General features: G+C 52.2%; 20 protein-coding genes. 4 read left to right on the forward strand and 16 right to left on the reverse strand.

Translation table 11 applies throughout. The features are described from left to right. Positions 1–84: 84 nt before the first annotated feature. The 9 genes from ACX9GU_RS14370 to ACX9GU_RS14410 form a co-directional block, all read right to left on the reverse strand. The gene (locus ACX9GU_RS14370) at positions 85–615 is read right to left on the reverse strand and encodes a fimbrial protein (protein WP_473191994.1); all 531 of its coding nucleotides are present in this window, start codon (positions 613–615) and stop codon (positions 85–87) included. A 547-nt stretch (positions 616–1,162) separates the two neighbouring features. Then, on the reverse strand, positions 1,163–2,281 hold the full coding sequence (locus tag ACX9GU_RS14375) for a fimbrial protein (RefSeq protein ID WP_473191995.1): 1,119 nt from the start codon (positions 2,279–2,281) through the stop codon (positions 1,163–1,165). Between the two features lie 70 nt (positions 2,282–2,351). Next, a complete protein-coding gene (locus tag ACX9GU_RS14380; RefSeq protein WP_473191996.1) occupies positions 2,352–3,089 on the reverse strand; it encodes a fimbrial biogenesis chaperone in 738 nt (245 codons plus the stop codon). A gap of 138 nt (positions 3,090–3,227) precedes the next feature. Then, a complete protein-coding gene (locus ACX9GU_RS14385; protein ID WP_473191997.1) occupies positions 3,228–5,837 on the reverse strand; it encodes a fimbria/pilus outer membrane usher protein in 2,610 nt (869 codons plus the stop codon). A gap of 133 nt (positions 5,838–5,970) precedes the next feature. Beyond that, positions 5,971–6,498 carry a fimbrial protein gene (locus ACX9GU_RS14390; RefSeq protein ID WP_473191998.1) on the reverse strand — a complete coding sequence of 176 codons (528 nt, stop codon included), beginning with the start codon at positions 6,496–6,498 and terminating at the stop codon, positions 5,971–5,973. 601 nt (positions 6,499–7,099) lie between these two features. Beyond that, positions 7,100–8,272, reverse strand: coding sequence for a voltage-gated potassium channel protein (kch, locus tag ACX9GU_RS14395; RefSeq protein ID WP_473195187.1), 1,173 nt, complete (start codon positions 8,270–8,272; stop codon positions 7,100–7,102). A gap of 52 nt (positions 8,273–8,324) precedes the next feature. Further along, positions 8,325–8,846: a hypothetical protein gene (locus ACX9GU_RS14400; protein WP_473191999.1), complete on the reverse strand. Its 522-nt coding sequence runs from the start codon at positions 8,844–8,846 to the stop codon at positions 8,325–8,327. 46 nt (positions 8,847–8,892) lie between these two features. Beyond that, on the reverse strand, positions 8,893–9,498 hold the full coding sequence (locus tag ACX9GU_RS14405) for a class I SAM-dependent DNA methyltransferase (RefSeq protein WP_473195188.1): 606 nt from the start codon (positions 9,496–9,498) through the stop codon (positions 8,893–8,895). Between the two features lie 13 nt (positions 9,499–9,511). After that, positions 9,512–11,938 carry a DUF3772 domain-containing protein gene (locus ACX9GU_RS14410; protein ID WP_473192000.1) on the reverse strand — a complete coding sequence of 809 codons (2,427 nt, stop codon included), beginning with the start codon at positions 11,936–11,938 and terminating at the stop codon, positions 9,512–9,514. A gap of 348 nt (positions 11,939–12,286) precedes the next feature. On the opposite strand from ACX9GU_RS14410, the gene ACX9GU_RS14415 reads away from it, so the two are divergent. From ACX9GU_RS14415 to ACX9GU_RS14425, 3 genes are all read left to right on the forward strand, one after another. Beyond that, positions 12,287–12,847, forward strand: coding sequence for a DUF2975 domain-containing protein (locus tag ACX9GU_RS14415; protein ID WP_473192001.1), 561 nt, complete (start codon positions 12,287–12,289; stop codon positions 12,845–12,847). A gap of 12 nt (positions 12,848–12,859) precedes the next feature. Next, the gene (locus ACX9GU_RS14420; RefSeq protein ID WP_021804454.1) at positions 12,860–13,090 is read left to right on the forward strand and encodes a helix-turn-helix domain-containing protein; all 231 of its coding nucleotides are present in this window, start codon (positions 12,860–12,862) and stop codon (positions 13,088–13,090) included. Positions 13,091–13,475: 385 nt separating this feature from the next. Further along, the gene (locus tag ACX9GU_RS14425; RefSeq protein WP_473192002.1) at positions 13,476–15,203 is read left to right on the forward strand and encodes an ABC-F family ATP-binding cassette domain-containing protein; all 1,728 of its coding nucleotides are present in this window, start codon (positions 13,476–13,478) and stop codon (positions 15,201–15,203) included. Positions 15,204–16,152: 949 nt separating this feature from the next. On the opposite strand, the gene ACX9GU_RS14430 is transcribed toward ACX9GU_RS14425, so the two are convergent. Beyond that, on the reverse strand, positions 16,153–17,628 hold the full coding sequence (locus ACX9GU_RS14430; RefSeq protein ID WP_473192003.1) for an alpha/beta hydrolase: 1,476 nt from the start codon (positions 17,626–17,628) through the stop codon (positions 16,153–16,155). Between the two features lie 261 nt (positions 17,629–17,889). Next, positions 17,890–18,435 (reverse strand): Ail/Lom family outer membrane beta-barrel protein, encoded by a 546-nt coding sequence (locus tag ACX9GU_RS14435; protein WP_473192004.1) that lies wholly within the window; start codon positions 18,433–18,435, stop codon positions 17,890–17,892. A gap of 467 nt (positions 18,436–18,902) precedes the next feature. On the opposite strand from ACX9GU_RS14435, the gene fusA reads away from it, so the two are divergent. Beyond that, positions 18,903–21,008 (forward strand): elongation factor G, encoded by a 2,106-nt coding sequence (gene fusA / locus ACX9GU_RS14440; protein WP_473192005.1) that lies wholly within the window; start codon positions 18,903–18,905, stop codon positions 21,006–21,008. Positions 21,009–21,059: 51 nt separating this feature from the next. Here fusA and ACX9GU_RS14445 read toward each other — a convergent pair whose 3' ends face one another. The 5 genes from ACX9GU_RS14445 to ACX9GU_RS14465 all read right to left on the reverse strand — a co-directional run bounded on the left by ACX9GU_RS14445 (position 21,060) and on the right by ACX9GU_RS14465 (position 25,950). Then, entirely contained in the window at positions 21,060–22,025 is a 966-nt protein-coding gene (locus ACX9GU_RS14445; RefSeq protein ID WP_473192006.1) for a DMT family transporter, read from the reverse strand. 107 nt (positions 22,026–22,132) lie between these two features. Continuing rightward, complete coding sequence (locus ACX9GU_RS14450) at positions 22,133–22,957, reverse strand: AraC family transcriptional regulator (RefSeq protein WP_473192007.1); 825 nt, start codon at positions 22,955–22,957, stop codon at positions 22,133–22,135. A 118-nt stretch (positions 22,958–23,075) separates the two neighbouring features. Then, positions 23,076–23,993: an alpha/beta hydrolase gene (locus ACX9GU_RS14455; RefSeq protein WP_473192008.1), complete on the reverse strand. Its 918-nt coding sequence runs from the start codon at positions 23,991–23,993 to the stop codon at positions 23,076–23,078. Beyond that, positions 23,980–24,879 carry an alpha/beta fold hydrolase gene (locus tag ACX9GU_RS14460; protein WP_473192009.1) on the reverse strand — a complete coding sequence of 300 codons (900 nt, stop codon included), beginning with the start codon at positions 24,877–24,879 and terminating at the stop codon, positions 23,980–23,982. Before ACX9GU_RS14460 ends, ACX9GU_RS14455 begins: the two co-directional genes overlap by 14 nt. A gap of 15 nt (positions 24,880–24,894) precedes the next feature. Then, on the reverse strand, positions 24,895–25,950 hold the full coding sequence (locus ACX9GU_RS14465) for a sugar phosphate isomerase/epimerase family protein (protein ID WP_473192010.1): 1,056 nt from the start codon (positions 25,948–25,950) through the stop codon (positions 24,895–24,897). Between the last annotated feature and the right edge of the window lie 85 nt (positions 25,951–26,035).

Below are 26,035 nucleotides of genomic sequence, written 5' to 3' on the forward strand. Positions count from 1 at the left end.
AGCAGATTCATTTTTTAAGGGCACCCTATGGTGGATGCCCTTAAAAAATCAGGGATACCGTGACTACGGATATCCCCAAGGGGATTAGTTGTAGTTCATTGAGAGTTCAACGTGTGAGACCACCTGGCCAGCAGACGCACCGCCATCCTTGGAGTAATACTGTGCAAAGAACTTCAAGGTCCCTTCTTCACCTACGATTGAGGTGGTTACGGTGTCTGACGCCAGGTTGAGCGCAGTACCTGCTGCATCCAGCAACTGAACTTCTACGTTAGTAGCAGCGTTGGTTGAGGCCAGGTTTTTCATGTTGCCTTCAGCACTGATGTTCGGGCCGTTTTCGAAGGTGGCGGTTGCACCGGTGGTACCCACATCACAGCCGGACAGTTCGAAGGTGACAGGCACGCGGCCAGCCCATGAGCCTGCACCGGTCAGGGCAGACTTGGACAGGGTTGGCAAAGTGACGTTCTTGACCGCTGGGCTGCTGGCGCCATTGATCAGGCAGGTGCTTTCAGTCAGTTCACCGGTGATGTTGATCTGCGCATCGTAGGCAAAAGCGTTGCTTGCCAGACCAGCCAGGATCAGAGTTGCCAGGGCAGTTTTGATAGTGATTGCTTTCATGTTTTCAATTCCTTGGTTTAACTAGTGAGTATTCAGTACAACAAATTGTTGTTGATTCAAATTCAGTTAGCGGTAATTAACGCCATTGGGTCATGATTGAAAAACAGTTCTAAACTCGTATGTTTCACAATTAAAAATATATTGCCATATTGCCGTTCCAAATAAATAAGGATATCCTTATTTCATTACCCTTCAGTGATGACTGGCGGTTCACTTAACGCCAGGAAATAATAACAATAGAATTATAAACAAAAACTAAACAGAAAATTCCTAATATGATTTAAATCAATTTTTAATTTAAATACAAATAAAATCAATTGGTTGATTAAATTAAAACCAAAGAAAAAAGGATATTAATCTATTAACACAATGCCAGCATCAGTCTGTTTGTTTAAATAAAGAAAATTGATATAAGGAAAACCTTATTAAGGCGGGATTATTGTTTTTGTTTGTTACTACTCATGGGGTCTAGTGGTCAGGCGGGAATCTTTTCCTTAGCCAATAAAAAACCGGCAATTCGCCGGTTTTTTTATTGGCAACGATGCTGTTACTGGTAGGAGAAAGTCACGGTGGCCCTGCTCCTGATGTTTCCCGCCACCATGTTTGACTCTGTCTGAACGTATTTGGCCTCCAGCGGGATGTTAATGGTCTCTTTGCCGCCGCTGCCAGCGGTCCCGATATACCACTGGTTGGTATTTCCCGACGCCGCGGAGTCCGGACCAAACGCAATCGCCTGGTTATTCCTGAGTATCTGCACACCCACGCCTGACGCCGTGCTACCCGTACCCAACGAAAGCGTATTGCCGGTATTGCTCGGGTCGTTGGCATCGGTCATGGTGGCATACAGCTTGACCCCGCTGTCGCATAGCGTTGACAGCGTGAAATTATACCCGACGGCTGACAATGAGCCCGGGCCGGAGAACTGGTTTTTGGTGACCCGCGGTAGCGGTACATTCTGCGTTGTCGCGCTGGTCATCTGGCAGGTTCTGGCCGTAATAGTCACTGTCGTGGTGTTAAGCGTCATCACGCTTATACCGGTGGCCGTATCCGGCAGAGGACCATTGGCATATACACGGACCAGATTCTGACTGGGGATTTGATAAACACCGGTGGCCAGGCGTCCGGTCACGATCAGTTTGGCCTGCAGGGATACCCCCATGCCCCGTGACGGAGTGGGCTCTGGATAGAAGGTGGTTACTGAGTTTACTGGCGTGTAGTTCGCCGCCGACGTCGCCTTTATCCCGATAATGATACCGATACCCGGTACATTGGTAGAAAATACCGGGTAGGTGAGTCCGCCCTCGGTATAGGTAATACCCGGGATTAGCTGCGCCCCTCCCTGCGAGATCATCAATAATGTAATACCGAAGCTAATTAGACAGTCAGCACCACCGTTAAAAAGAGTGGGGTTGGTCGTGACTGCTCCCCAGCTGTTGCCTATAGGCTGACCGATGGTGGGGCCGTCCGCCCCGCCGTCAAACACCAGCGCAGGAAACGTGAGGGAGAGCGGCGCCGGGGTGTTACATATGTTAGTAGTAGCATACCCCTGAGAGATACTCAGCACCGCCAGCGCCAGGGTGCCCAGCGAGAGCGCAGCCAGTCTGGCGCGCGATGTCTTCAGCGTTACCGCTTTTTTTATCGTTTTCTGAATGTTGCTACTCATCATATGGATCCCGCCTTATTCGTGTTGGTCATGGCATGCTGCCTCCGTGCGTAAAACCCGACGCGTATTCGGTTCAGGGTGCCAATGGGGTGGTCTGCTCAACGGCCGCGCCGTAGTCGTTGATCCAGCTGTACGTTACGTTGGCTTGTCCTGCTGGTAACGCCCCCGTGCCTTTCAGCATGATATTCTGGCTGCTGAACGGAGCCAGGGTTTTCCCCTCGGCATCTTTAAATGACGCGCTGCCACTTTTCAAAGTGACAGTGGACAACGAAACATAGAATGGGCTGTTGTTGCGTACCTGAAGTTCTACACCGCTTTTACCGGACGTTCCCCGTGCCCAGGTGAGAGATTCAGCGGCCTTAACTGGGTTGCCTGCCAGCCCTTCAGGGCGGTAAAACAGTTTGATACGCGAACGGTAAGCCACCTGCATCACGTTGGCATCGGCATCTTTTGGCAGCGGTGGCACATCTAGCAGGTTAAACCAGAAGATAGACTCCCGATCTTTTGGCAATGCTGCGCCGGTAAACACCACGCGGAACGCCTGCCCCTTGTTAGGGTCAATACGCACCAGCGGTGGCGTTACCAGGAACGGGGCATTGGCGGTATCGGCACGGCTATTGGGGTCGCCCCGGTCAATCCACACCTGCACCATTGAGGGTTCTTTCCCCATATTGGTGGTTTTTACGGTGATTTCCCGATCTTTGGCCGGGTAAATCAGCCGAGTACCGGAAATGACCACGTTGGCCTGCACCTGAAACACCCAACTGCACAGCACAGCAAAAAGAAGGGCTATAATCCGCGATCTGTTCATGATTGATATCTTCCTAAAAGAATGTGAGATGCCTGCGTGTTTACATAATCATAGTGTCAGATAAACAACTATGCTGGTTCTTTGAACCGCAGTTCTCGTTGATTATGCAGCCCGGTTATCACCGGGCTGGGATATTGATTACAGTACGCACTTCACTGGGACTTTCGGGTAATCCTGCATGTTGGCCAAGTCAGCAGGTAAACGGTACTGTAGCGAACAGCGCTGGGTTTCCTCCGGCCCCCATTTCACCACCAGTTTCCCCTGCTGTGCCAAACCGCGCACGAAGATCAGGTCGCCCTGGCCCACCATCGCCAGATAGTTTCCCTTGTCATCCAGCACTTCTGAACCCAACGGGATCGGTTTGCCATCGGTACGGCTAGCCTGCAACATCACCGGCGTGCCGCTCTCGGTCTGGTATTGCAGCATCGTGATGGCCCCGGCGCTGGGAGCCACCTGCTGAGAACTGCCCTGGATCTCCACGTTATGCGAAGTCCCCTTTGGATCGAGCGCGATTTCGTTCTGGCGGTATGGCATCAGCCCAGAGACCACCCCGAAACCGTTACCCTGAACCGCTGCGCCGACGTTGCTGCTGATGGTTGCCCCTTCTGCCCCTTTGGCCTGCACCACCGCCATGGTCTCACCTTGGTACTGTGTGAAGTTGACACCGCCCGGATGGGCAACCACGCTGCCGCTCAGCCCCAGGTTCAACTGCCGGGTGCTATTGCCGCTGCTGGCACCGCCGCTCATCACCGCATACGGTGAGCTGTACTGCACGTTGCCGCCCAGGGAATTGGCGCTGTGGCTGTCAGCCCGGCTGCTGCTGCCAAACGCGTTGTAGCTCAGTTGGTTATTTTCGCCCACCGTACCGCTCAGGGTGGTTTGTGCCGTGGTGTTCTTGCTGTCGCTATAGTTCAGCGACGTCGTCAGCATCGGCGCACGTGCCCGGCTGCCGAGAGGAATGCTGATGCTGAACAGGTACTGCGTATCCGATTGTCCAACCGAGCCGATAGTCCGGCTGATGCCTACGTTGAAGCTCCCCCAACGGTAGCTATTACCATAACCAGCCTGGAATGTGGTGCTGGTGCCCCCACGATTATGCCAGTAGTTCTGCGCCGAACCGCTGAAGAACAAACTGCCATAACCATCATCCAAAGGCTGATTGATGTTCAGTTGATAGCGGTTGCGCGGCCGGGCAGACTCGACAACGCTGCCTATCAGGCCGGGCAGACTGCTCATTTCATTAAACGTGGGCGTCTCGCTACTGCGCGCCCGGGCAAAATCGCTGAAATTCAGGTAGCCCTCACTCGAAAAACGGTAGGCCGCCAGAGTAAAGTTGGTGCGCGTCTCGTACAGCAGCTTGCTGTAGGTTGCCCGGTAACTCTGCCCCTGCATATGCTCATCGATCCCGGTGCTATTACCCTTCAGGCCGGTCGCCCAAGATTGGGTAAGATCCAGCGCAAACGCGCCCACGCCGGTGTTCAATGCCAGCCCGCCCTGCAACGACTGATATTTCTCTGCCACAATGCCGCCCGTGTAGACGGTCACCAGGTTGGATACCCCGTGCTGCCAGGTGCCCAACAACAGACTGGGGACACTGTCGAGCGTGCTGTCGCGGTATTTCCCCGCGGACAGACTGAAGCGTGAAACACCTGGCCGCAACATCTGCGGCACCGCCGCATAAGCCACGGTAAAGATACGGGTCTGGCCGTCGGCTTCGGTTACAGTTACCTGCAGATCGCCGGAATAGCCGGTGCTGTGGAGATCGTCGATAGCAAACGGGCCAGGCGGCACGCTGGTCTCGTGGATCACGTTGTTGCCCTGGCGGATGGTGACTTTGGCGTTGGAATTGGCGATCCCACGGATCACCGGCGCAAAGCTGTTCTCGGTATCGGGGTTCATGCGGGTGTCGCTGGTCAACTGCACGCCGGTGAACGGCACGCTGTCAAACTGCTCCCCCGGCGTGAAGTATTGACCCACCGTGAGTTGTGCTTTGAGCGGTGCAATAGATCGCTGAGCATAGGTACTGATGGATTGATAGTGGCCGGAACTGCCGTTACCGTCAGTACGGGTATAGCTGCTGTTATGACGTAATCGCCAGGCCCCCAGGTTAACCCCGCTGTTAAAACCGCCAAAATACTGGGTGGTATTGCCCGCTTCCCGGTTATTGGTACGGAATGTGTTCAGGTTATAGCCGACAAAACCGGCGGTGACGCCATGGTCCCATAGCTCGGGTGCGACCACGCCACGGCGTGAGCCGATAAACGCCTGGGGCACGGTGATATCCAGCATCAGTTCCCCGGTGTTGGCACTGAGCTTAAAGCCAGGAATGAATTTATTGGTATCAAAGCATTTTCCACTCTTTAACGCCTGTTGGGCCAGCGCCGCTTCGGGGAGTTTGCTGGCATCCAGACCCCATTGCCGTACCTGTTCAGGGGTGAAGCAATAACTCACCCGCGCCTCTGGGACGGTCAGGGTTACGGCAATTTCCTGGCGCCCCACCCACAGCTCATTAACGTACACATCAAAGCGATAGTGGCCGGGAGCCAAGGTGTTGCCTCTGCTGAAGCGAGAGAGATCGACCGCTTGGCCGCTGAGCCCACGGAAAAAGCCGGGGTCGAATTCTGCCCGTTCCGCAGCGTCATTGTTTGCAGCATGGACAGTCGAACTTACCGCCATCGCCAACAGGCTGGTCATAAAGATCCGCCGAGTCTGACGATGGGCCACTACGTGTAGGAAGCCTGCAAGCATGAATATTTCTCCAAAGATTGGTGGGGTCATGGATAACCAGCAATGACCAAATTCCATTTTTTTAAGGGCACCCTATTGCGGATGCCCTTAAAAAAAGAGGGGATACCAAAAACGCGGGTATCCCCCAGGGGAATTAGTTGTAATTCATTGAGAATTCAACGTGTGAGACCACCTTACCGGCAGTAGCCGCACCATCTTTAGAGTAATACTGGGCAAAGAACTTCAGAGTCCCGGTTTCGTTAACGATTGGGGTAGCTGCGGTGTCTGACGCCAGGTTGAGCACGGTACCCGCAGCATTCAACAACTGAACCTCGACTTTGGTTGCCGGGGTGGTGGTAGCCAAGTTCACCATGTTGCCATCAGCGCTGATGTTAGTGCCGTTTTCAAAGGTGGCTGTGGCGGTGGAGGCATCACAATCAGTAAACGTGAAAGTAACAGGTACGCGTCCAGCCCAAGAGTCTGCACCGGCCAGTGAGGATTTGGATAAGGTTGGCAAAATGATGTTCTGGACTGCCGGGCCTGTAGTGTTACCGTTGATGACGCAGGTGGTTTCAGTCAGTTCGCCAGTGATGTTGATCTGCGCATCGTAGGCAAAGGCGTTGCTTGACAGGCCTGCCAGGATCAGAGATGCCAGAGTCGTTTTGATGGAGATTGCTTTCATGTGTATATTCCTTGTTTGCACTATAGTTAAATAAACACAGCAAATCATTTGCCGTGTCTTTTTCATTTTTTAAACTGGATTAAATAATGGTTGATTTTGTTGAACCATTAGATCGCGGCAGGCTTGGCTTCTTATATCGAGGGGTGACACTAAAGTCATTTTAATGAATAAGGATGTCCTTATTTTCACTTTACTATCTCCCTGTAGTAAGTTGCGATTCCGATAACGCAGGAAAATCCTAACACGGGGGCTGAAATAAAGTCCAAATAATAAATCAAGAGTAATCCTAAAGGGCTATTATTATAAAAAGATAGCGAATAACAGAGGGGATAATTATTTTTTATTATTGAATTGGGATGACTTAATTGAAGTTAGTTATGTTTTTTAATAAAAAAATAGCTTTATGTAACAAAAGGCATGGTAAAAATGTGGTTTTTTTGTGCTTGCCCATTTAAAAAAGTCAGCGTGTTTGCCGTGTGAGGCTATAAACGGCAAGACGCAGACATCAGAGGGCGCATTTCGCCTGAGCCTACCCACATTTGCAGGCGTGATAGGCTCCCGGAGCTATTGCCTGGCTTGGCCATTAGCAAGGAAAACCAGGTTACTTGCCCTCATTGTTACTGAAAAACGTATCAATATTCAGGTCGTGATTCATCACCTCACCATTCAAAGAACGCACCAGCAGTTCACTGCCTAACAGTTGCAGTGAGAGTAGCGCATCAGGTTTGACGCGTTTGATCTTATTCATGTTCTGGCTTTCGTTAACCAACGTGATGGTTTTGGTGTCTGCCCCACCCACCTCTTTGGCAGCCAATATGATGAAAGCGTTAACCGCATCGCTTTCGGTCAAGGCAACAATGTATTTCGCCTTTTCCGCCCCGGCTAATGCCAGCGTCGCAACGGCGGAAGGATCGCCTTCAACCACATCCGCATGATCAGGGTAATGTTGCTTATTGCCTGGCTCGCAAACAATGGTCACGTTACCGCCGCTTTCAATCAATCCCTGATAGACATTTTGAGCCAATGAAGAGGTACCAACAATAATATAGTGATTTTTGCGAACCATGTGAGAGAACCGCCCTTTGATAATACGTTGAAGATTTTGACTGATTAGCACGCCAGCAACCGATGCCAGAGAAGCGGCAAAAACCGTAATGCCAAAGATAATCACCGTGAGTGTAAACATCCGCGCAGCAGTGGTATGCGGAATGATATCGCCAAAGCCGACAGTAGACATGCAGACCACGGCAAAATAAAACGCCGTAGGCAGGTCGGTGACTGCCGGGGTAAATTGATCGCCCATATACAGCGTGCCTAACATACTGTAGACAATCAGTGAAGCTACGCTGGTGACGGCAAAAAAGCTGGTACTTGCCAGTTTACGTTGGTCAAAACGGCGCCAGCAGATTAGCAAACCCACGATAGTGACCAGACAATATCCCGCCAGCACCGTGATCTGCTTATAGATAACGATATCAACAATGATGATACAACTGAGCAATAGCAACGAGAAAAACCAGGCAATACGCGTCTTTAACAGCAACATTCCCGCCATAAAGAACAGCACGATGCCAATCATAAAACGGGGAATATCCATCGCATCGAGAAATCCCAGCGCTTGTTGCCAGGAGCTAAATTTTTCCTGAAAATCAGCAACATGTTTCAAGCCATGCCACAAGATCGGGCTAAGTATCAAGTACCCGATATGTGCAACCATCAACGCCAGGATTAAGGATACCGGTACGTATCTTTCTATCTTTCTCACGATTTTCATTAGCTTCATAATCTCAACACCACAACTCGGCTGATAGCATACTTATAGCGGACTAAGGCTTAGCGTGCTGATTGGTGACCAAAAAATAGCACCTTAAATAGTGAATAAACTTCCCGACGAATATGCCTGCAAAGAGTCCGCCAGAAACGATCGCCAAAGCGAGCCAACCGGGTTGCAGCAATGTGTCAGGCGAGATAGAGGCGATGACACCAAGAATGTACTTGGTGACAAACGCGATCATCATCAGAGGTAAAACCGAATAATCAGCAGGCCGGCTTATGGAGCGCGGCTCACCGCTCGCTTCGATTCGCGCCGGGTTTACCAGCTTATAGCCGATGAAGGCTCCCAAGGCCAGCCCACCGCACCACATCAATAGGGCGATAACGGTGAGTTGATGTCGTGCCACCAGATCATAAATGTCCCAAAGCAGAAAAACGAGCGGGATGATCGCCAGTTTTTCGAGGGAAACTATGGCGGGCTTGCGAGCTTTTAGCCCTCTGATGAGCAGGAAGATGAAAAGAACGTAAACCCACGCGGGGGTTTTAGTCACAATGGCATAAACAAATTCAATCACCTACGCTCTCCTTTTGGCAATTCATCCCCAATCTCAGCCAATCGCACTAGCGGCGTTGCGCCAGCCAGACGGTACGGCCACCACAGTCCGGATCTTCTACTATCGTTTTCACCACGCTAAACCCCTGCTCCTGCAATAGCTGCCGATATTCTTCGGGGGCCAGGCTGGCATGATACAGGGGTTCGCCTTCGAACGTGCCGATAGCTTCGCCATTACTGGTGCCGCTGGTAAACATTAATGCAGCCTTGCTCCGGGCATGTCGCCGGAAAATGTTAAACATCTGGCGCTGATCTTCGCGCGTCAGATGGAAAAAACTGTCCCAGGCAATTAGCCCATCAAATTTGTCTGCTAGCGCCAGGGTTCTCATATCGGCCACTGCCCAGCGCTGTTCTGGGAAGCGTTGGAGGCAACGGTCGATCATCGGTTGCGAACTGTCCACCCCCGTCACCTGAAAACCCTGGGGGATAAAATAGTCGGCGATCGGCATGCCGTTGCCACAGCCAATATCCAGGATCCGCCCGTTGTTGGGTAACAGGCTCAGGAAGCGATCCAACCAGGGTTGCTCAAACAGAGTGGTTGACCGCTTCTGCTCAAACGCCCCGGCATGCCGTTGATAGATGCCGATGATGTTATCGGCCATTGAGTTATTCATCCGTGTTCCCTCATCAAGATGAATGTTCTTCTTCATCAACCAGACTTTTTGCCCGTTGCTTCATAAACACTACCTCTTTCGGGCTGGAAAGGTTGACATTATGGGCGCGCAGGAGCTTCAAAATATTGAACAGCAGATCGCTCTTGGTGGAGCCGACCATGCGTGGGCTGGCAACATAGCCGGTTACGCTGAGGATAATCCCGTCTGGGCCAAGCTGGCTGAAGCGAACGTATGGGGCTGGCGTTTCCAGAATGGATTCGTGTTCATGGTAGGCACTCAGCAACACGTTGCGTACCTGCTCTGGGTCGATATCGGTAGGGAAAGTCAGCGCGACGGTGACCACCCCTTGAGCATTCCCCATGGTGGCGTTACGCACGTTCTGCGAGATTAGCTGAGAGTTAGGCACAATCATGGTCGAGCGATCGCTCAGCTGGATCTCGGTGGCGCGTACATTGATGCGCCGTACATCCCCTTCAACCCCGCCGATACCGATCATATCTCCGACTTTAACCGGGCGCTCCGTTAACAGGATCAGGCCAGAGATAAAGTTCTTCACGATTTCCTGCAGGCCAAAACCGATACCTACCGATAGCGCACTCACGATCCAGGCCAGGTTGTTCCATTGGATACCTAACGTTGCCAGCGTGATCAGGATCAGTAGCACATAGCCGACGTTGCTGAACAAGGTAACCAGCGAGGCGCGGATACCGATATCACTGATGGTTTTTGGCAGCAGCTCATGGCTTAACCAACGTTGTGTGACCCGCAGCACATAGATACCGATTGCCAGGCAAACGACCGCATTGAGCAGGTTGCTTGGGACGATATTCAGCCGCTTCAGGCCCTCGCCGCTCAGGATGGCAACAATCTTTTGCAGCAAGGAGTTTGGCGTGGTGGTGCCAAAGGAGCCATTAATCAGGGCAACAATCATCAACAATATCAAGGAACATTTGGACAACGCCGTGAAGATGACGGTCAGTTGCTCAAGATGACGATCTTTAAAGTGGAGCGATTTTTTCAGCGCCCGCCCGCTGGCAGTTTGGGGAGAGAAGATGGCCGTACAGAAATCGGTAGCAAAGATCACCAGGAAATAGAACGCCATCAGTACCAGCGCAGCCCAAATCAACTGATAGGTCAGGAAACGAGCGAAGGCCACATAGCCGATCAACAGTGATAACAGGATCACGGTTGCCGAGACCACAATAACGATATGGATTATCCCGGCAATCGCCGAGCGTTTTTCCAGATGCATCCCCTGCTGTTCTAGCTTAAAGCGGATGCGGCGTGCCCGAACCGGTATTGCGAACAAGATTAATGCCATCAGTGCGGTAGCCAGGCCATTACCTAGCACCGTGCTGCCAAGACTGGCACCAATCACGTTATTAACCAATTCTACTGTGCCAAAAGCCATCGCCAATCCGGCCAATAACGGCGACAGGAAACGCATGCCGCTAGCAATGGCATCATCCATCTGCGCCAGACGCCATGATGGACGGCTCAGCGACAGGTACGCCCTACCTAATCCCGCGATCAGCGCGCAGAAAATCCCCAACTGCATAAATCCATCGGCGAAATCCTGGACCTGCGACGTCAGCGGCTGAACACGAGTAAACGCAGAAATAAGCAGATTTAGCGCCAGCGCGGTGGCAAACAACGTGATCAGCACTGTCATTAATGCCATAAAACTGCGGCGCAAACGGCCATCGGGTAAATGGCGGATACACACCCAGGCAAAAAACTGCTCCACGAAATAGCGCCCGAGGGACCAGCAAGCCGCAGCCAGGATCAGTAAAGCTATCGTCCCGTAGCGCCATTCCTCCTGCCAACTGGCATCCAGGGTTTGCTCCAGTTGCTGCTTAAAGTCATTAAGACGAGCCAAATCCTCAACCTGTGAAGAGGACTCTGGTAACCAGAATTGCGAACTAAGGATACTGCCGCTATTCAACGCCAGCTGGGATTTGAAGGCCACGCGGCGCAAATCGGTAATTTGTTGCCCTAAGTCGAGTGCCCCGGTCCTGATGGCGTGCGAGCGTTTTACGGCATCGTCCAACTGTTTTTTGGCATTATTGAGCGTGTTGCGTTGTTGCACCACACTAGCGTTTTCGGTCATTACTCCAGGTTCAGGCTGCGGGCCAAGCACGTCCAACTGTGCCTGTAACTTCACCTGCATGGGTTGCAGGTCGGTGGTGAGCTTTTCTGCGTCCGTGGCCAAGAGCTGCGTCGCTTCAAACAGCTTGTTCAACTGGCCATCAGAGCTCGCCTTTGAGACCTGCTGTTTAATGGTATCCAGCTGTTTTTGATAACTTTTCAGTGAAGCCGCTATTTCCTGCGGGCTGAGTTCTACGGCAGCAGCACCCTGCTGCGTTGTATTGGCCAACGGAGCCAACGGTAAGCCGAACAACAAAAAGGTGAACAGGAAAATCTGTAATGACTTGATCATAACGGTGAATGCTCAGCATGGGGTTGGCGATAAACGCAACAGGCGAAACGATGAATATCACTGCGCCTGATCAACAATAAGCGGTGAGTATAATAACAAGCTATTCAGTGAAAAAGCGCATTAATCCTAGAAGGTTAGTAGAAATTTTAGCTAACGCCTCACTTGCCCTTATTTATCCCCCTAGAGTGCCCTCTCCATGACCGTTTGCTGCCCAAAAACAAACCGACAACTGGTCGCTTTATGAACATAAAAATCATTAACTGATCGCATTTCGATAATTTATTATTGTTTTACGATAATTAAAGGATTAAAGTCACTGCGATTTCCACTCGACGACTTGAGGTTTTTATGACATTAGAACGCCTTACCCGCTTCAGCCAACGTATGGCCACCATCACATTGTGCTTGTTACTCGCCATGCTGCTGTTTAATGCTTCCTATTGGTTATTCCCAAGCCTCGCCGCCAACGATGGCTACGGATTTCATGTTTCCATCTCAAACGATTTAATCAGCGCCATGGGTGTTGATTTATACCGCTTCCCATGGTGGCAAATTGCCGGGGGCATTATCTTATCGAGCGTGCCGCTGCTGGCACTGGCGCTTGGGTTGTATCATTTACGCAAGTTGTTCCAAACCTATGCTCAACGTGCTTATTTTTCAGGCACTGCGGCGCATCATTTGGGAAAAATGGGTCAATACGTCGCCATTTGGACGATTTTAGAGTTATTGTGCCAACCCGTTCTCAGCTATTGGATAACCATGCATGAGCCTGTTGGCCAACGGATGGTGACATTAGGTATCGATACAGGGAATATTGTCGCCCTGTTTCTCGCGGCCTGTATTGCCGTCATTGCACAAATCCTGAAACAGGCCAGCAAGTTGCATTATGAAAATCAACAGTTCGTGTGAGGTTAACCCATTATGTCGATCATCGTCCGGCTAGACGTGTTGTTAGCCACACGCAAAGTCAAATCCAAAGACCTGGCCGCCGCAGCCGGCATCACCGAACAAAACCTCTCGCTGTTAAAGCAAGGCAAGGTGAAAGGGATACGTTTTGCTACGCTGGATGCTATCTGCCGCTATCTTGATTGCCAGCCAGGGGACGTGCTTGAACATATTCAGGACCCAGAAATCTACGCGGAAGATGAGTGAACGGCCCAAAACGTAACCCAACCCATTGTTTCACCAAGCGGGCGCAGCATGCTGTGCCCCTACCTACTGAGCCGGTGGAGATCTGTTAATAGTCTCAAACTAACAGGTAGGCCAGTAGCAGAAACCGCAAATCCCCTTTATAATCCGTTCACCTATCAACCAAAAACTATGAAAAGGAGGTCCCCAATGCTGTCTTGTGAATTGTTTATACTTTCACATCACCTTGGCGATCGTCGCTGCTCAAGCATTACCGGTATCGTGCTCCGATAACCTAAGCTTGAGCGAAGTTTACTCACATCAAAGATCTTCCCTCCGGCTTACCGGGTTATCGTCGGCAATTTTTTGACGATAGGCATCTGCATGCCTGTAACCTTGAGTAAGCACCATGACGACATTACTTTCTGCACAATCTGTTGGTATTGATACCGCTTTCGGCCCGCTGCTGGCTGAGGTTTCCTTTAGCCTGAAAAAGGGCGACCGCATCGGTTTGATCGGCCATAACGGCTGTGGCAAAAGCACCCTGCTTAAAATTCTCAGTGGCGATCTGCCTGCCAGCACGGGCACCGTCACCCCATCACACCAATGCCTGATGGCTCGGGTGGAACAACACCTTCCCGAAGCCTTGTATCACTGCACTTTGTTGGAGGCAGTGCTCACAGGCCTGGCTGATGGCCAACACCAGCCTGAACGTTGGCAAGGTGAAGTGTTACTCGCCGAACTGGGATTCGACCGAGCAGCATGGGATCTGACGGCCGGCACCCTGAGCGGTGGCCAGCATACCCGGTTGTTGTTAGCCCGCGCGCTGATCCGCCAACCTGATTTGCTGCTGCTGGATGAACCCAGCAACCATCTGGATCTGCCGACGCTGCTGTGGCTGGAGCAATTCCTCAATGGCTGGAACGGTAGCTTCGTGCTGGTTTCCCACGACGGCCGGTTATTGGACAGCGTAACCAACTGTACCTGGATCCTGCGTGACAAAACGCTGCAGTATTTCCGTTTGCCTTGTTCACAGGCGCGCATCGCCCTCCAAGAGCAGGACTTGGCTGATGAGCACCGCCATCAGGCTGAACAAAAGGAAATTGATCGCGTAGAGAAAAGTGCCAAACGCCTGGCTGTCTGGGGTCACGTATATGACAACGAAGACCTCTCGCGTAAAGCCAAGCAGATGGAGAAACAGGTGGTTCGATTAAAGGACCAGCAAACCACCTTGAGCGCTGGCAACCAGTGGCGGCTCCGGCTCAGTGGTGAAGCACTGCCCGCCGATCGACTGCTGGCGTTGGAGCAATTAGCCATTCGCCCTGCTCCTACCGCGCCGGTGCTGTTCAGTCTGGATCATCTCCAGGTAAAAAGTGGCGATCGCATCGCGCTAGTAGGCCGTAACGGCTGCGGCAAGTCATCATTGCTGCATTTCCTTTGGCAGCAATACCAGCAAGTAAGCTGCCAAGGGGTGGTTTTTCACCCTCGTGTGCGTATTGGTTATTACGACCAGAGCCTGCAACAGCTCAACGATGAGGACTCGTTAAGCGATGCTCTGAGCCACTTCGCGTCCCTGACCGAAGACCAACGCAAAATGGCGCTAATCGGTGCCGGTTTCCCTTACCTGCGCCATCAGCAGAAAGTGTCTACGCTGAGCGGTGGCGAGCGTTCACGGTTGCTGTTTGTTGCGCTTACCCTGGCCAACTACTCATTGTTGCTGCTTGACGAACCGACCAACCATCTAGATATGGAAGGTAAGGAAGAGCTGGCCGCAACGTTGCAACAGTTTGCGGGAGCCGTACTGCTGGTTACCCACGATCGGACGTTGATGGAGCAAAGCTGTAATCGCTATTGGTTGATAGACGATCGCCAACTGAGCGAATGGCACGATCTTTTACCCATCTATACCATCCTGAGTGGTGGCGGTAATGCTGAGCTGGTGGTATCCCCTGAACGCGCTCCCCTCGCTGAAGCTGCGATATCCACCAATGAAGATCGCCTGCTGGCGACTCTGGTTGCCCTGGAGCACAAGCTTGAGGAGGATTTAACGCGTAAACCCAAGCATCAAAAGCCGCAATTGCAACAGCAGTGGCGGCGTGAGATCGCAGAAATTAATGGTAAACTTGGGTTGATTTAACCCAACCAGAGGCGCGACTAGCATATGAACCCAATTGAATTCGGTCATCTGCTGGTTGCGCCCATCCATTAGCATTTTCTCCGTGCCATGGCGTGGTAAAAAATCACGATGAGGCTGAACACCCCCCCCATTTTACAGTCCACATTCTGCCATGTTCTCCCCTGACCTTGCCTTAAGATTATTCTCTGATAATTTTTTCACAATCTAAGATTAAACTTATCAATTCGTGAAATGAGATTTTTCTTGCAATACTGTCATTTGTAAATTATTGCATTCCAAACAAAATGAATTGACTCCCCCCTAACGGATCCATGCCGAACATTAATCAATGCCAACATGAAAACCACAAGGCCCATGGCAAAACGCCATCAAAAAAGATAATCAACACACTGATTTATAATGAAATAAAATAAAGTAATGTATTTTAACGCTAGATGTTATTTTTTATTAACCTAAGTTAATCTAATTAAAAAAACAGATTGATAAAATATCGCATATAACAGCAAAGTTTCATTCCTGCATTTAAAACTTTATGCTACGCTTTCTCCAATAACACACTAACATAATAGAAGCGTAAAACCCCTTCACCCAGGAAGCCACATCTAATGGAGAACTTCACATTGACCAGTGTCAGAGAGGTTATATATAGAAAACATGACGGAGATATAAAGACCTTCGCACAACTACACAGAACCAGCGTCTACAAAGTTAATGAGTGGATCCGCCGGGATGCGCACATCATTAATGGAAAAATCTGTATCCCAACCAGACACTCAGCTTGATCCTATACATCATCAAGGGGCAGAATATTCTTATTTTACATCCCAAGACTGCCCCTTACTGACAAAACTTAAGATCCCCGCCCAAAGCCATAGATTCTAAAGCACCACTAGCTGCCTGTTTTCTTTCAGCATGGTGAAGGCACATATCATTACCCAAAGAACCCCGCTCAACGGCAGCTTTTATCCCGTCGTGGCTTTTTGGGACTCAACAGATAATCTACTACTGCATCATCCACACAGCTGTCTACGCCCGTCAACGTCAGCGTATGGCCATCCCCTTCGCGGGTAATCAGCGGGCTTTTAAAACTCGAGGCCATTTCACGGGCGTTACGATATGGCGTAACCGGGTCATAGCGCTGGGAAATGAACAACAACGGCGGGAGTGCGGTAGATAGCACTGGAGCATGCGGTTCCACATGGCCAGGATATGGCCAGAAATCACAGGCCTCGAGTGGATACTCATGCAACGGTAAGTAGTTGGGAAATGAGGCTGCGGTATTGATTTGTTGGCGCTGCCGGCGTAACAGCTGCTGGTCAGCATCAGGCTTCGCCATATCTGCACAGGTGATCACCATTCGCGCATCATCTGCGTCTGGGGTATAGCTTTCGTCGATAAGATCGGTCACCGCATCGTCGGCTTTACCCTCATCAATTTTACGCAAGGCCGTGGCCAGTTCCGGCCAACGTTCCCGCCAGGGCAACAGGTTACGCGTCAGCGTGATCACGTCATCGGCAGAGATTTCATAGCCCGACGGAGTAACGAAAGGAGTATCGTGCAATTTGCGCAGCATTCTATGGTACCGCTGGATCGCCCAGTTGGGTTCGCTGGTTAATGGGCATGAGCCGCTTTTCTCGCAGTCATCGGCAAAACGCAGGAAACTTTGCTGAAAACCCCGCTCCTGATTGATGCGTTGGCTAAAGTCATCTTCTTTCAGGCTCACTACGCCATCGAGCACCAACGCGCGGATTTTCTTAGGGAAACGCTCGGCATACAACTCCGCGACCTTGGTACCGTAAGAATACGCCACGGCAGTCAACGCGGGTTCACCCAACGCCCGGCGAAGAATATCAAGATCGTTAACGGCTTCGTGGGTGCCCATATGTTGCACCACGTCGGCTCCTGTCTGCTTGACGCAGGCCGCCACCCTGTCCCGTGCCTGTTGCTCTGCGCCGGGAATATCGTTTTCATCAGGTGACGGTGTTTCCTCACTGGCTGTTGGTTGACAGGAAATTTTGGGTGTCGATTGCCCCACACCACGCGGATCATAGCCAATGATGTCGTAAGATTTTTGCAACCGCCAGGCGGGACCCTGCTCGGCAATTTTTGGATTGAGCCCTGGCGAGCCAGGCCCATCAGCGATGATCACCACGCTGCCTTTTTTTGGGCCTACTGCAGGTAACCGCGTGAGAGCTAGCCGAACGGTTTGTGCTGCATTCTGGTCACTCAGTGGCGCGTCGACATAGCCACATTGTAACCCGGCCGGAGGCGGCCCATCGCTGAACCAGTGCTGAAAGGCGCTGCTGTTGCAGGATTGCCATTGAATAGAGCCTGGTGCAGTGCCGGAGGGTTTCACCAAAGGCTTGGCATAGGCTGGCAGTTGGACTGCAACGGCCAGCAAAAACAGAACACGAAACGCAGACATGACGAGTCCTTTCAGCAAACGGTTACTCTGGATTTTAACGTCGATACATTAAACCGCCCACCAACAGATCATGGAAGGGGTATAGAGGGAACCGTATAGCAAACGGCAGGAAAGGTTCATTGAAAAAGAACGCCTTTGAAGGAGGATAAAACCGGAACCGACGCGGATAGCGGCGGCTCCGAGGTTTCGAGAAGGCCAGACCATTTTTACCGACAGTAATGGCGTAGTACTGCCCCCTTAAAACCCTTTAGAACATTTCTATCAGAAACGATAGCCAGCACCAACGGTCCAGGTACCGACTTTAAAATCACCCAGCTTTGAATACTCGTAATGAGCATCAAGAGCAATATTAGGGGTTACGTTAAACTGTAAGCCAGCACCGTAAGCGACGCTGGTCTTGCTTTCGTCGGTGTTAGAAGAGTAACCCCGCATAGAGATATTGGATGTCGCCTTGCCGTGGCCAAAACCGATTAAACCGTAGGCGCTGATATAGTCATTAAAGCGATAGGCTGGGCCTGCAGTCAGTGAGTAATATTTTAAATCACCATCGCCCACTTTGTTACTGCCATAATAGAAATCATACGACTGCGTGGTGTAGGTGAATGAGGTGATAAAACCTAAATTGCTATCGATTTCATAGCGATACTTGAGGTTAAACCCCTTTGGGTGCTCATTCAGGTTGTTGCCATCAACCTTCACGTGGCTCTGAGCGTAACCTAAAGAAATGGTGCTTTCACCCGCGGCCTGAACGCCGAAAGACAACGCCATTGCGCCAGCCAGAAGTACTGATAAATATGTTTTTTGCATGTTAATCTCTTAATCCATGAGTCAATAAAATTCGCTCTGCAATAAATATAATGTGCTAATTGAGCGAATTCGGAATTTAACCATGAAGTTTGTGGAATGTCTCGCTCAACTTCACATAAATATCAATTACTCCACAGAAAAACTTATAGCAACAAGCAAATTAGCTTATTTTTCAGGCAATCTGAACGTTATTTATATGGCTTGCTGGAAATTTCTTGTAAGGCAGTTCAGTTTGCCTCCTTTCACACCCTGGCAAGTGCCATCCGCAGAACAACCTTGAGATCTATAATGTTTGATTTTTAAACGACCTATCACAGTCATAGGTTAATAAAGTCAATACCATCAGCTACGATTACTCTGAGGCCGTAGAACATGGTTGATCATGGCCTGGCTGATAACCCATTGAGGGATATCATTATTACTTAAACAGTTAAAGCCGTACGCCACAAGGCTAAGAAAGGTTGATTATGGCACGCACTACCCCCATCGAACGCTACCGCAATATCGGCATCTCGGCGCACATTGATGCCGGCAAAACCACGACGACCGAGCGGATTCTGTTTTACACCGGGGTCAGTCACAAGCTGGGCGAAGTCCACGACGGCGCCGCTACCATGGACTGGATGGCGCAGGAACAGGAGCGCGGGATCACCATTACCTCCGCCGCCACTACCTGCTTCTGGAACGGCATGGAGCATAATTATCCTCAGCACCGGATCAATATCATCGATACCCCCGGGCACGTCGATTTCACCATTGAGGTGGAACGTTCGATGCGTGTGCTGGACGGTGCCGTGATGGTGTACGACTCGGTTGGCGGCGTGCAACCACAATCTGAAACCGTGTGGCGCCAGGCTAATAAGTACAAGGTGCCACGGTTGGCCTTCGTCAACAAAATGGACCGCACCGGCGCGGATTTTTTCCGCGTGCGCAATATGATGATCGAGCGCCTGAAAGCCAATCCGGTGCCGGTGGTGATCCCCATCGGTGCCGAAGACCATTTTGCTGGCGTCGTGGATTTGATCCGCATGCAGGCCATCTTCTGGGATGAAGCGACTCAGGGGATGACCTACCGCTTCGAGGCGATCCCGGCAGAAATGCTCGAGCAGGCCCAAGAGTGGCGCGACAAGATGATTGAAGCTGCGGCGGAAGGCTCCGAAGCACTGATGGACAAATACCTCAATCAGGTCGCATTAACCAATGAAGAGATCGTTCAGGGGTTGCGCGCCCGCACCGTTGCCGGTGAGATCCAGCCAATGCTGTGCGGTTCTGCATTCCGTAACAAGGGTATCCAGCGCATGCTGGACGCGGTGATCGAACTTATGCCCTCTCCGCTGGATGTACCGCCGATGGAAGGCCATGACGAACGCGATAACATTATCACCCGTAAGGCCGATGATAATGAAAAATTCTCGGCGCTGGCATTCAAGCTGATGACCGACCCGTTCGTTGGCCAGTTGACCTTCGTGCGCGTCTATTCCGGCATCGTGGCCAAAGGCGATAGCGTCTATAACCCGGTAAAAGGCAAAAAAGAGCGTATTGGCCGTATCGTGCAGATGCACGCCAACGATCGTAAAGAAGTCGATGAGCTGCACGCCGGGGATATTGCCGCCTGTGTGGGCCTGAAGGATGTCACCACCGGCGATACGCTATGCGATCCCAATGCCATTATCACGTTGGAACGCATGGTGTTCCCGGAGCCGGTTATCGCGCAGGCCATCGAGCCAAAAACCAAGGCCGACCAGGAGAAAATGGGGATTGCACTGCAACGCCTGACTTCGGAAGATCCTTCGCTGCGCGTACGCACCGATGAAGACTCCGGCCAGACCATTATCTACGGCATGGGTGAATTGCACCTTGAGATCATAGTCGACCGGATGCGGCGCGAGTTTGGCGTTGAAACCAACACCGGCAAACCACAGGTCTCTTACCGGGAAACCATCCGTCAGAAAGTGACCGACGTCGAAGGCAAATTTGTGCGTCAGTCCGGCGGTAAAGGCCAATATGGCCACGTGGTGTTGACGGTGGAACCCAATGAATCCGGTAAAGGCTTTGAGTTCTTTGATGAGATCAAAGGCGGCGTGATCCCCGGTGAATATATTCCGGCGGTAAAAAAAGGCATTCTGGAGGCGCTGAATAATGGCGTGCTGGCGGGTTATCAGATGGTCGATGTCAAAGTGCATCTGACCTTCGGTTCCTACCACGATGTCGATTCCTCCGAGCAGGCATTCCGTATGGCGGCTATCTTTGGGTTTAAGGAGGCCTGTCGCCTGGCCAGCCCGGTGATCCTGGAGCCAATCATGGCGGTAGAAGTGGAAACGCCGGAGGATTACGCGGGAAACGTGATGGGCGATCTGTCGTCACGGCGCGGTATGGTGCAAGGGATGGAGGATATCCCCGGTGGCGGAGGCAAAGAGATCCATGCCAAGGTTCCGCTGTCTGAGATGTTCGGTTATTCCACCACCCTGCGCTCCATGTCGCAAGGCCGTGCCACCTACACCATGGAGTTCAGCCACTACGCAGAGGCTCCGCGCAATGTGGCCGAAGAAATTATCCACCACAGTAAACGTTAATTGATATCGGCTACGGGGAAACCCGTAGCCTCATACTGTGCCCCTAAGCCTTTAACGTGTCTCCTCTAACGCAACCACCATCGGTTCCAGCTTGATGCGCATGGCGTAAATCACCCCAATCGTCAGGCAGGCAATACCGCATAGCGTCAGCAGTGGTGGCCAGCTATGGCGCAGCATAAAGGTATAGGCCAATCCTGTCAGGATCTCGAACACGATCAGCGGCCCAAGCAGCACCGTCGGTAAACGCTGGCTCGCCTCGTTCCAACACAACGTACCTAGCCAGGAACACAATACGCCAATAGCGATCATCAACGGGATAAACACCTGCGGCCGCGGGCCGAACGGCAGCGCGAACTGCGGCTGTGTCAGCGCCAATTGTCCGCAAACCAGCAAATAGCCCACCAACGCCAAAGGTAAGGTCACAATCCCCTGCGCAGTGGCCCAGGTCGTGGGCCGTTTATCCGGGTTATCGCGTAACCAACGCGCGTTACGCAGAGGGAACCAGGTCCAACACGCCACCGCTAACAGTGCCAATCCCAAGCCGCTGGTATAACGCCAGACATCAATAGGCTCGCTATTGCCCTGCAGTTCCGCAACGTTGACCAGCACCAGCCCGAGGGCAATCACCAGCAAGGCCGGAGTCAATTTTCGCCAGGAGAGACGGCCGTCGTGATGGCCATAAAACAGATTGGCCGCGACCGATATCACCACCGGTAACGTGCCGATAATCATGGTTGATACCGGCGCTCCGGTACGTTGGATCGCGCTGGCCAGGCACAGGTAATACAGTAGATTGCCGATCGCAGTCAGTTTTAACGCCTCTAGCCAATCTTTAGCCAGCAACTGACGCAGGCGGCGGCGATCCAGCCAGGCCAACGGCAGCACGACAAGCCCAAAAGCCAGATAGCGCCCGGTGGACTGCAACGCGGCTGGATAGTCTGGCACCAATACCGGGCCAATAAATATCAGACCCCACATCAACCCGGCAATCAGGGCAAACATCACACCGACAAACATAGTGACTCCATCATCAATAGCAGTTCTCAAGTGGCGTCAGGATAGAGGGAGGTGGGAGCAGAATATTGTACCAGGTTGCTGTTTTACGCCCGCCTTCGCGGCGGAAGTTAACGCATCACCTGCTTTTGGTAGCGCGCAGGCGTGACACCGTAACGATTAACCAGCGCCTTGGTAAGATGTGCCTGATCGGTTAACCCCACAGCGACGGCCACCTGGGCCGCAGGTATTCCCCGCCCGAGCATCTGCTTGGCCTTTTCGAGCCGGGTCGCCATCAGCATCTGATGTGGGGTGACATGGAATTGCGCTTTGAATTTACGCTGGAAATGATACGGGCTGAGCGAGACCAGCGCCGCCAGATCGCTCAACGTAATAGGTAAAGCAAAGTTATCCCGCAGATACTCCTTAACTATCACCATACGGTGAGCGGCTTCATTCTGCTGCGGCTGAGCAATACGCACGTGGGGGCGCAAAATATCAACGACGGACAGCAGCAAGCTATCAAGCGCCAGCGTGTCCCGGGTTTGCCATAACGCCGCCAGCGTTTGCGAAAGCCGCTTGGCCGCCGCCGCATCATGGTGGATCACGTCGTTGAACCAACAGCCCTTCTCACCGGAAATCCGCTCCAGCGCCGCAGGCTCCAGATAGATCATCCGATAGTTCCAACCGCCTGCCGTTTCCGCTTCACCGGTATGCAGCTCGTCCGGATTCATCAGCACCAAGGCACCCGGAGCGGCTAAATGTTGTGCCCCACGGTAGCGAAAGCGCTCCGCCCCGGTTTCCACCGTGCCGATGCCAAACGCATCATGGGCGTGTGGCTCAAACGCATAGCGATCGATATGGGCCTGATAAAGCTCCACGCCTGGCAACTGCGGCAAATGCCGAAACTGGGCGCGATCTTTCTCAAAAGGAAACTGTTCTGGCACACCTTGCACTTCCCTGGCTCCTGTTACGTTTTAGGGTTGGCATACGCCGGGCTGATAATGACTCGGCAACACTAGGTTTATCATTTTAATACCACGTTGTCCCGCCTTCCCTGGCAGTCAGCAAGAACTAAGGCAATTTCTCCAGCACAGTAAATAAAACCTGGGCAGCCGGGGTCAAACCCGTCATATGCATGCAAGCATGCACCATCCCGGGTAAACGCTGGCAATTCACGTTAACGCCAGCTTCTTGCAAACGCTGCGCATAGCGTTCACCTTCATCCCGCAGCGGATCGTATTCGCATACCAGGATCGTCGCTGGTGGTAAGCCTGCCAGCGTTGACGCATACCTTGGGGAAGCGTAAGGCTCGCGAGGGTCAGTATCCTGCCCTAGGTAATTGGCCCAGCACCAACCCATGATCTCCTGTGTCAGGTAGTAACCTTCACCATATGCTGCAAAGCTGGGCATCGCCATCTCGCTATCCAATGCAGGATAAAGCAGATATTGGTGTTCTATGGCTGGCCCTGACCGATCTCTGGCCATCAAAGCTGCCGCAGCCGCCAGGTTCCCCCCCGCACTATCCCCGCCAAGCGCAATCCGCTGTGGATCAATGCCGATTTGCGCGGCTTGTTCCGAGGCCCAACATAGCGCCTGGTAAACGTCATGCAACGGCGTCGGGAAAGGATATTCCGGTGCCAGGCGATAGTCGACAGACAGGATCACTCGCCCAGTGGCATTGGCCAACGCGCGGCAAGGCCCATCGTAAACATCAAGCGAGCCCAGACACCATCCGCCGCCGTGAGCGAACACCATCGCCGGAAGCGGCATATCCTCCAGTGCATTTAGAGGAGTATAAGCGCGCACGGTAATAGTATGCCCGCCGCCAACCGGGATGTGGAACGCTATTATTTTCTGGACGGGCTGGGGTGCACCTTGCAAGCGCTGTAACCCAACTGCCGTCTGCGCACGTAACTCCTCCAGTGAGGATGGTACGGGCGCATCGGCCTGTTGCTGCAAAAATAGCGCGATCTGCTTATCCAGCGGCATGGGCTTTAGCCTCCTGTAAAAAAGGCAGGATCAGGGCGATAAAGGCCTCGTGGCACTCCTCGGTAATGAAATGCCCGCAGCCAGGCACCACTTCCCCTTGGAGTTGATGAGCCTTGCCCTTCAAGGTAAGGAATGGCGCATCGCGGGTCGCATGTTCTGCGCCAATCGTCATCACCGGCATCGTTAGGGGCGTTTTAGCCCGTTGTTGGTTTTGTCGAATGGTCTCAGGAATAGCCCGATAATAATCAAAACCGGCCCGCAAGCTACCAGGCACCGAGTAAGCCGCGATGTAGGTTTCTGCGGCGACTCGATCGCGTCGGTAAGACCAGCGGTTGAAAATGTACCCCAGATACTCAGCCTCTCGGCCGGTGGTCAGGGCTTCGGGCAGGTCGGTTAGCTGGTTAAACATAAAATGCCACAGGAAGATGTTGTCCTCGGCAGGAACAAAGATCGGCGGGGCTTCTGCCAAACCTGGGATCACCGCTTCGGTCAGCACCAGCCTGCTAACCGCCTGAGGGTAATCGCTGGCCAACGCATAGCCCAACCACATGCCAATATCATGGCCGATCACCGCATAGCGCTGATGCCCCAGTTGCGCCATGACCTGATGGAGTTTTTCGGCAACGCTGCCGGTGTCATAACCACCGAGGGGTTTGTCCGAGTCTCCTATACCAGGAGGATCTACAGCAATAACCTGAAAGCCCGCATTGGCGAGCGCCTGCATGACGTAACGCCAGGTGTACCAGGTTTGTGGCCAGCCAGGGATCAGCAGCACCGGTTGCCCGCTACCGGCGATGGCGCAGTGAATACGGTGGCCGTTGATTTTAATATAGACGTGTTCGGCCTCGAGCCCATTGGATAATGGCCCGTGAGTCAGCATAGTCATAAGGTGCTCCAGAGGTTAGCGAATGCCCAGCAAGGCGTTGATTTGTTGTTGGTTGACCGGCGCACCGGCAAAGTCATCGAACACTTTATCCGTGACCGGAATAATATGATTGCGGATAAACGCGGCGCCTTCTTCGGCCCCGGTTTGTGGATGCTTCAGGCAGCATTCCCATTCGAGCGTGGCCCAACCGGCATAATCGTACTGCGTCAGTTTGGAGAAGATGCCTTTAAAGTCCACTTGCCCATCCCCTAATGAACGGAACCGCCCTGCACGATCCGCCCAAGACTGATAGCCGCCGTAAATCCCCTGCCGACCACTTGGATTGAACTCTGCGTCCTTGACGTGAAACATACGGATATGATCTTTATAGATATCAATAAATTCCAGATAGTTGAGCTGTTGCAGCACGAAATGGCTGGGATCGAACAGCATTTGGCAGCGTGGATGAGCCGCAACGCGCTGATGGAACATTTCAAAGGTAATGCCATCATGCAGATCTTCACTGGGGTGGATCTCATAACACAGGTTGATGCCCTGCTCATCGCAGGCGTCGAGCACCGGTAACCAACGCTTGGCCAACTCATCGAAGGCCGTTTCAATCAGCCCTGCTGGCCGTTGCGGAAATGGAAACAGGTAGGGCCAAGCCAACGAACCGGAGAAGGTGCCCATTTCAGTCAGGCCTAAGCGGGCCGATGCTTTTGCCGCCAACAGCAGGTTTTCTTTGGCCCAAAGCGTTCGCCCTTGCGGATCGCCACGCAGCCCCTCCGGTACAAAGCTATCGCATAGCGCATCATAGGCAGGATGTACCGCCATCAGTTGCCCGAAAATATGCGTGGTCAATTCGCTGATCACCAGGCCGTGCTGCGCCAGCATGCCAGTGATGTCATCGCAATAGCTTTGACTTTCCGCCGCCGTTTTCACATCAAACAAACGGCTATCCCACGCGGGGATCTGCAAAGCTTTAAAGCCGGTCTCTTTTGCCCAGTCGGCAATCGCTGGCAGGCTGTTGAACGGAGGAACTGCATCACTAAATTGAGCAAGGTGCAGGCTGGGGCCTTTTATCGTTTTCATCGTCTTTCCTATTGTTTGTCGATTGACAAACAATAGGCTTAAATCGAATCATCGGCAAGAGGATTTTGAAATTCGTTGGCGTTAT

The sequence above is a fragment of the Serratia sp. K1WW1 genome, from assembly GCF_055790865.1.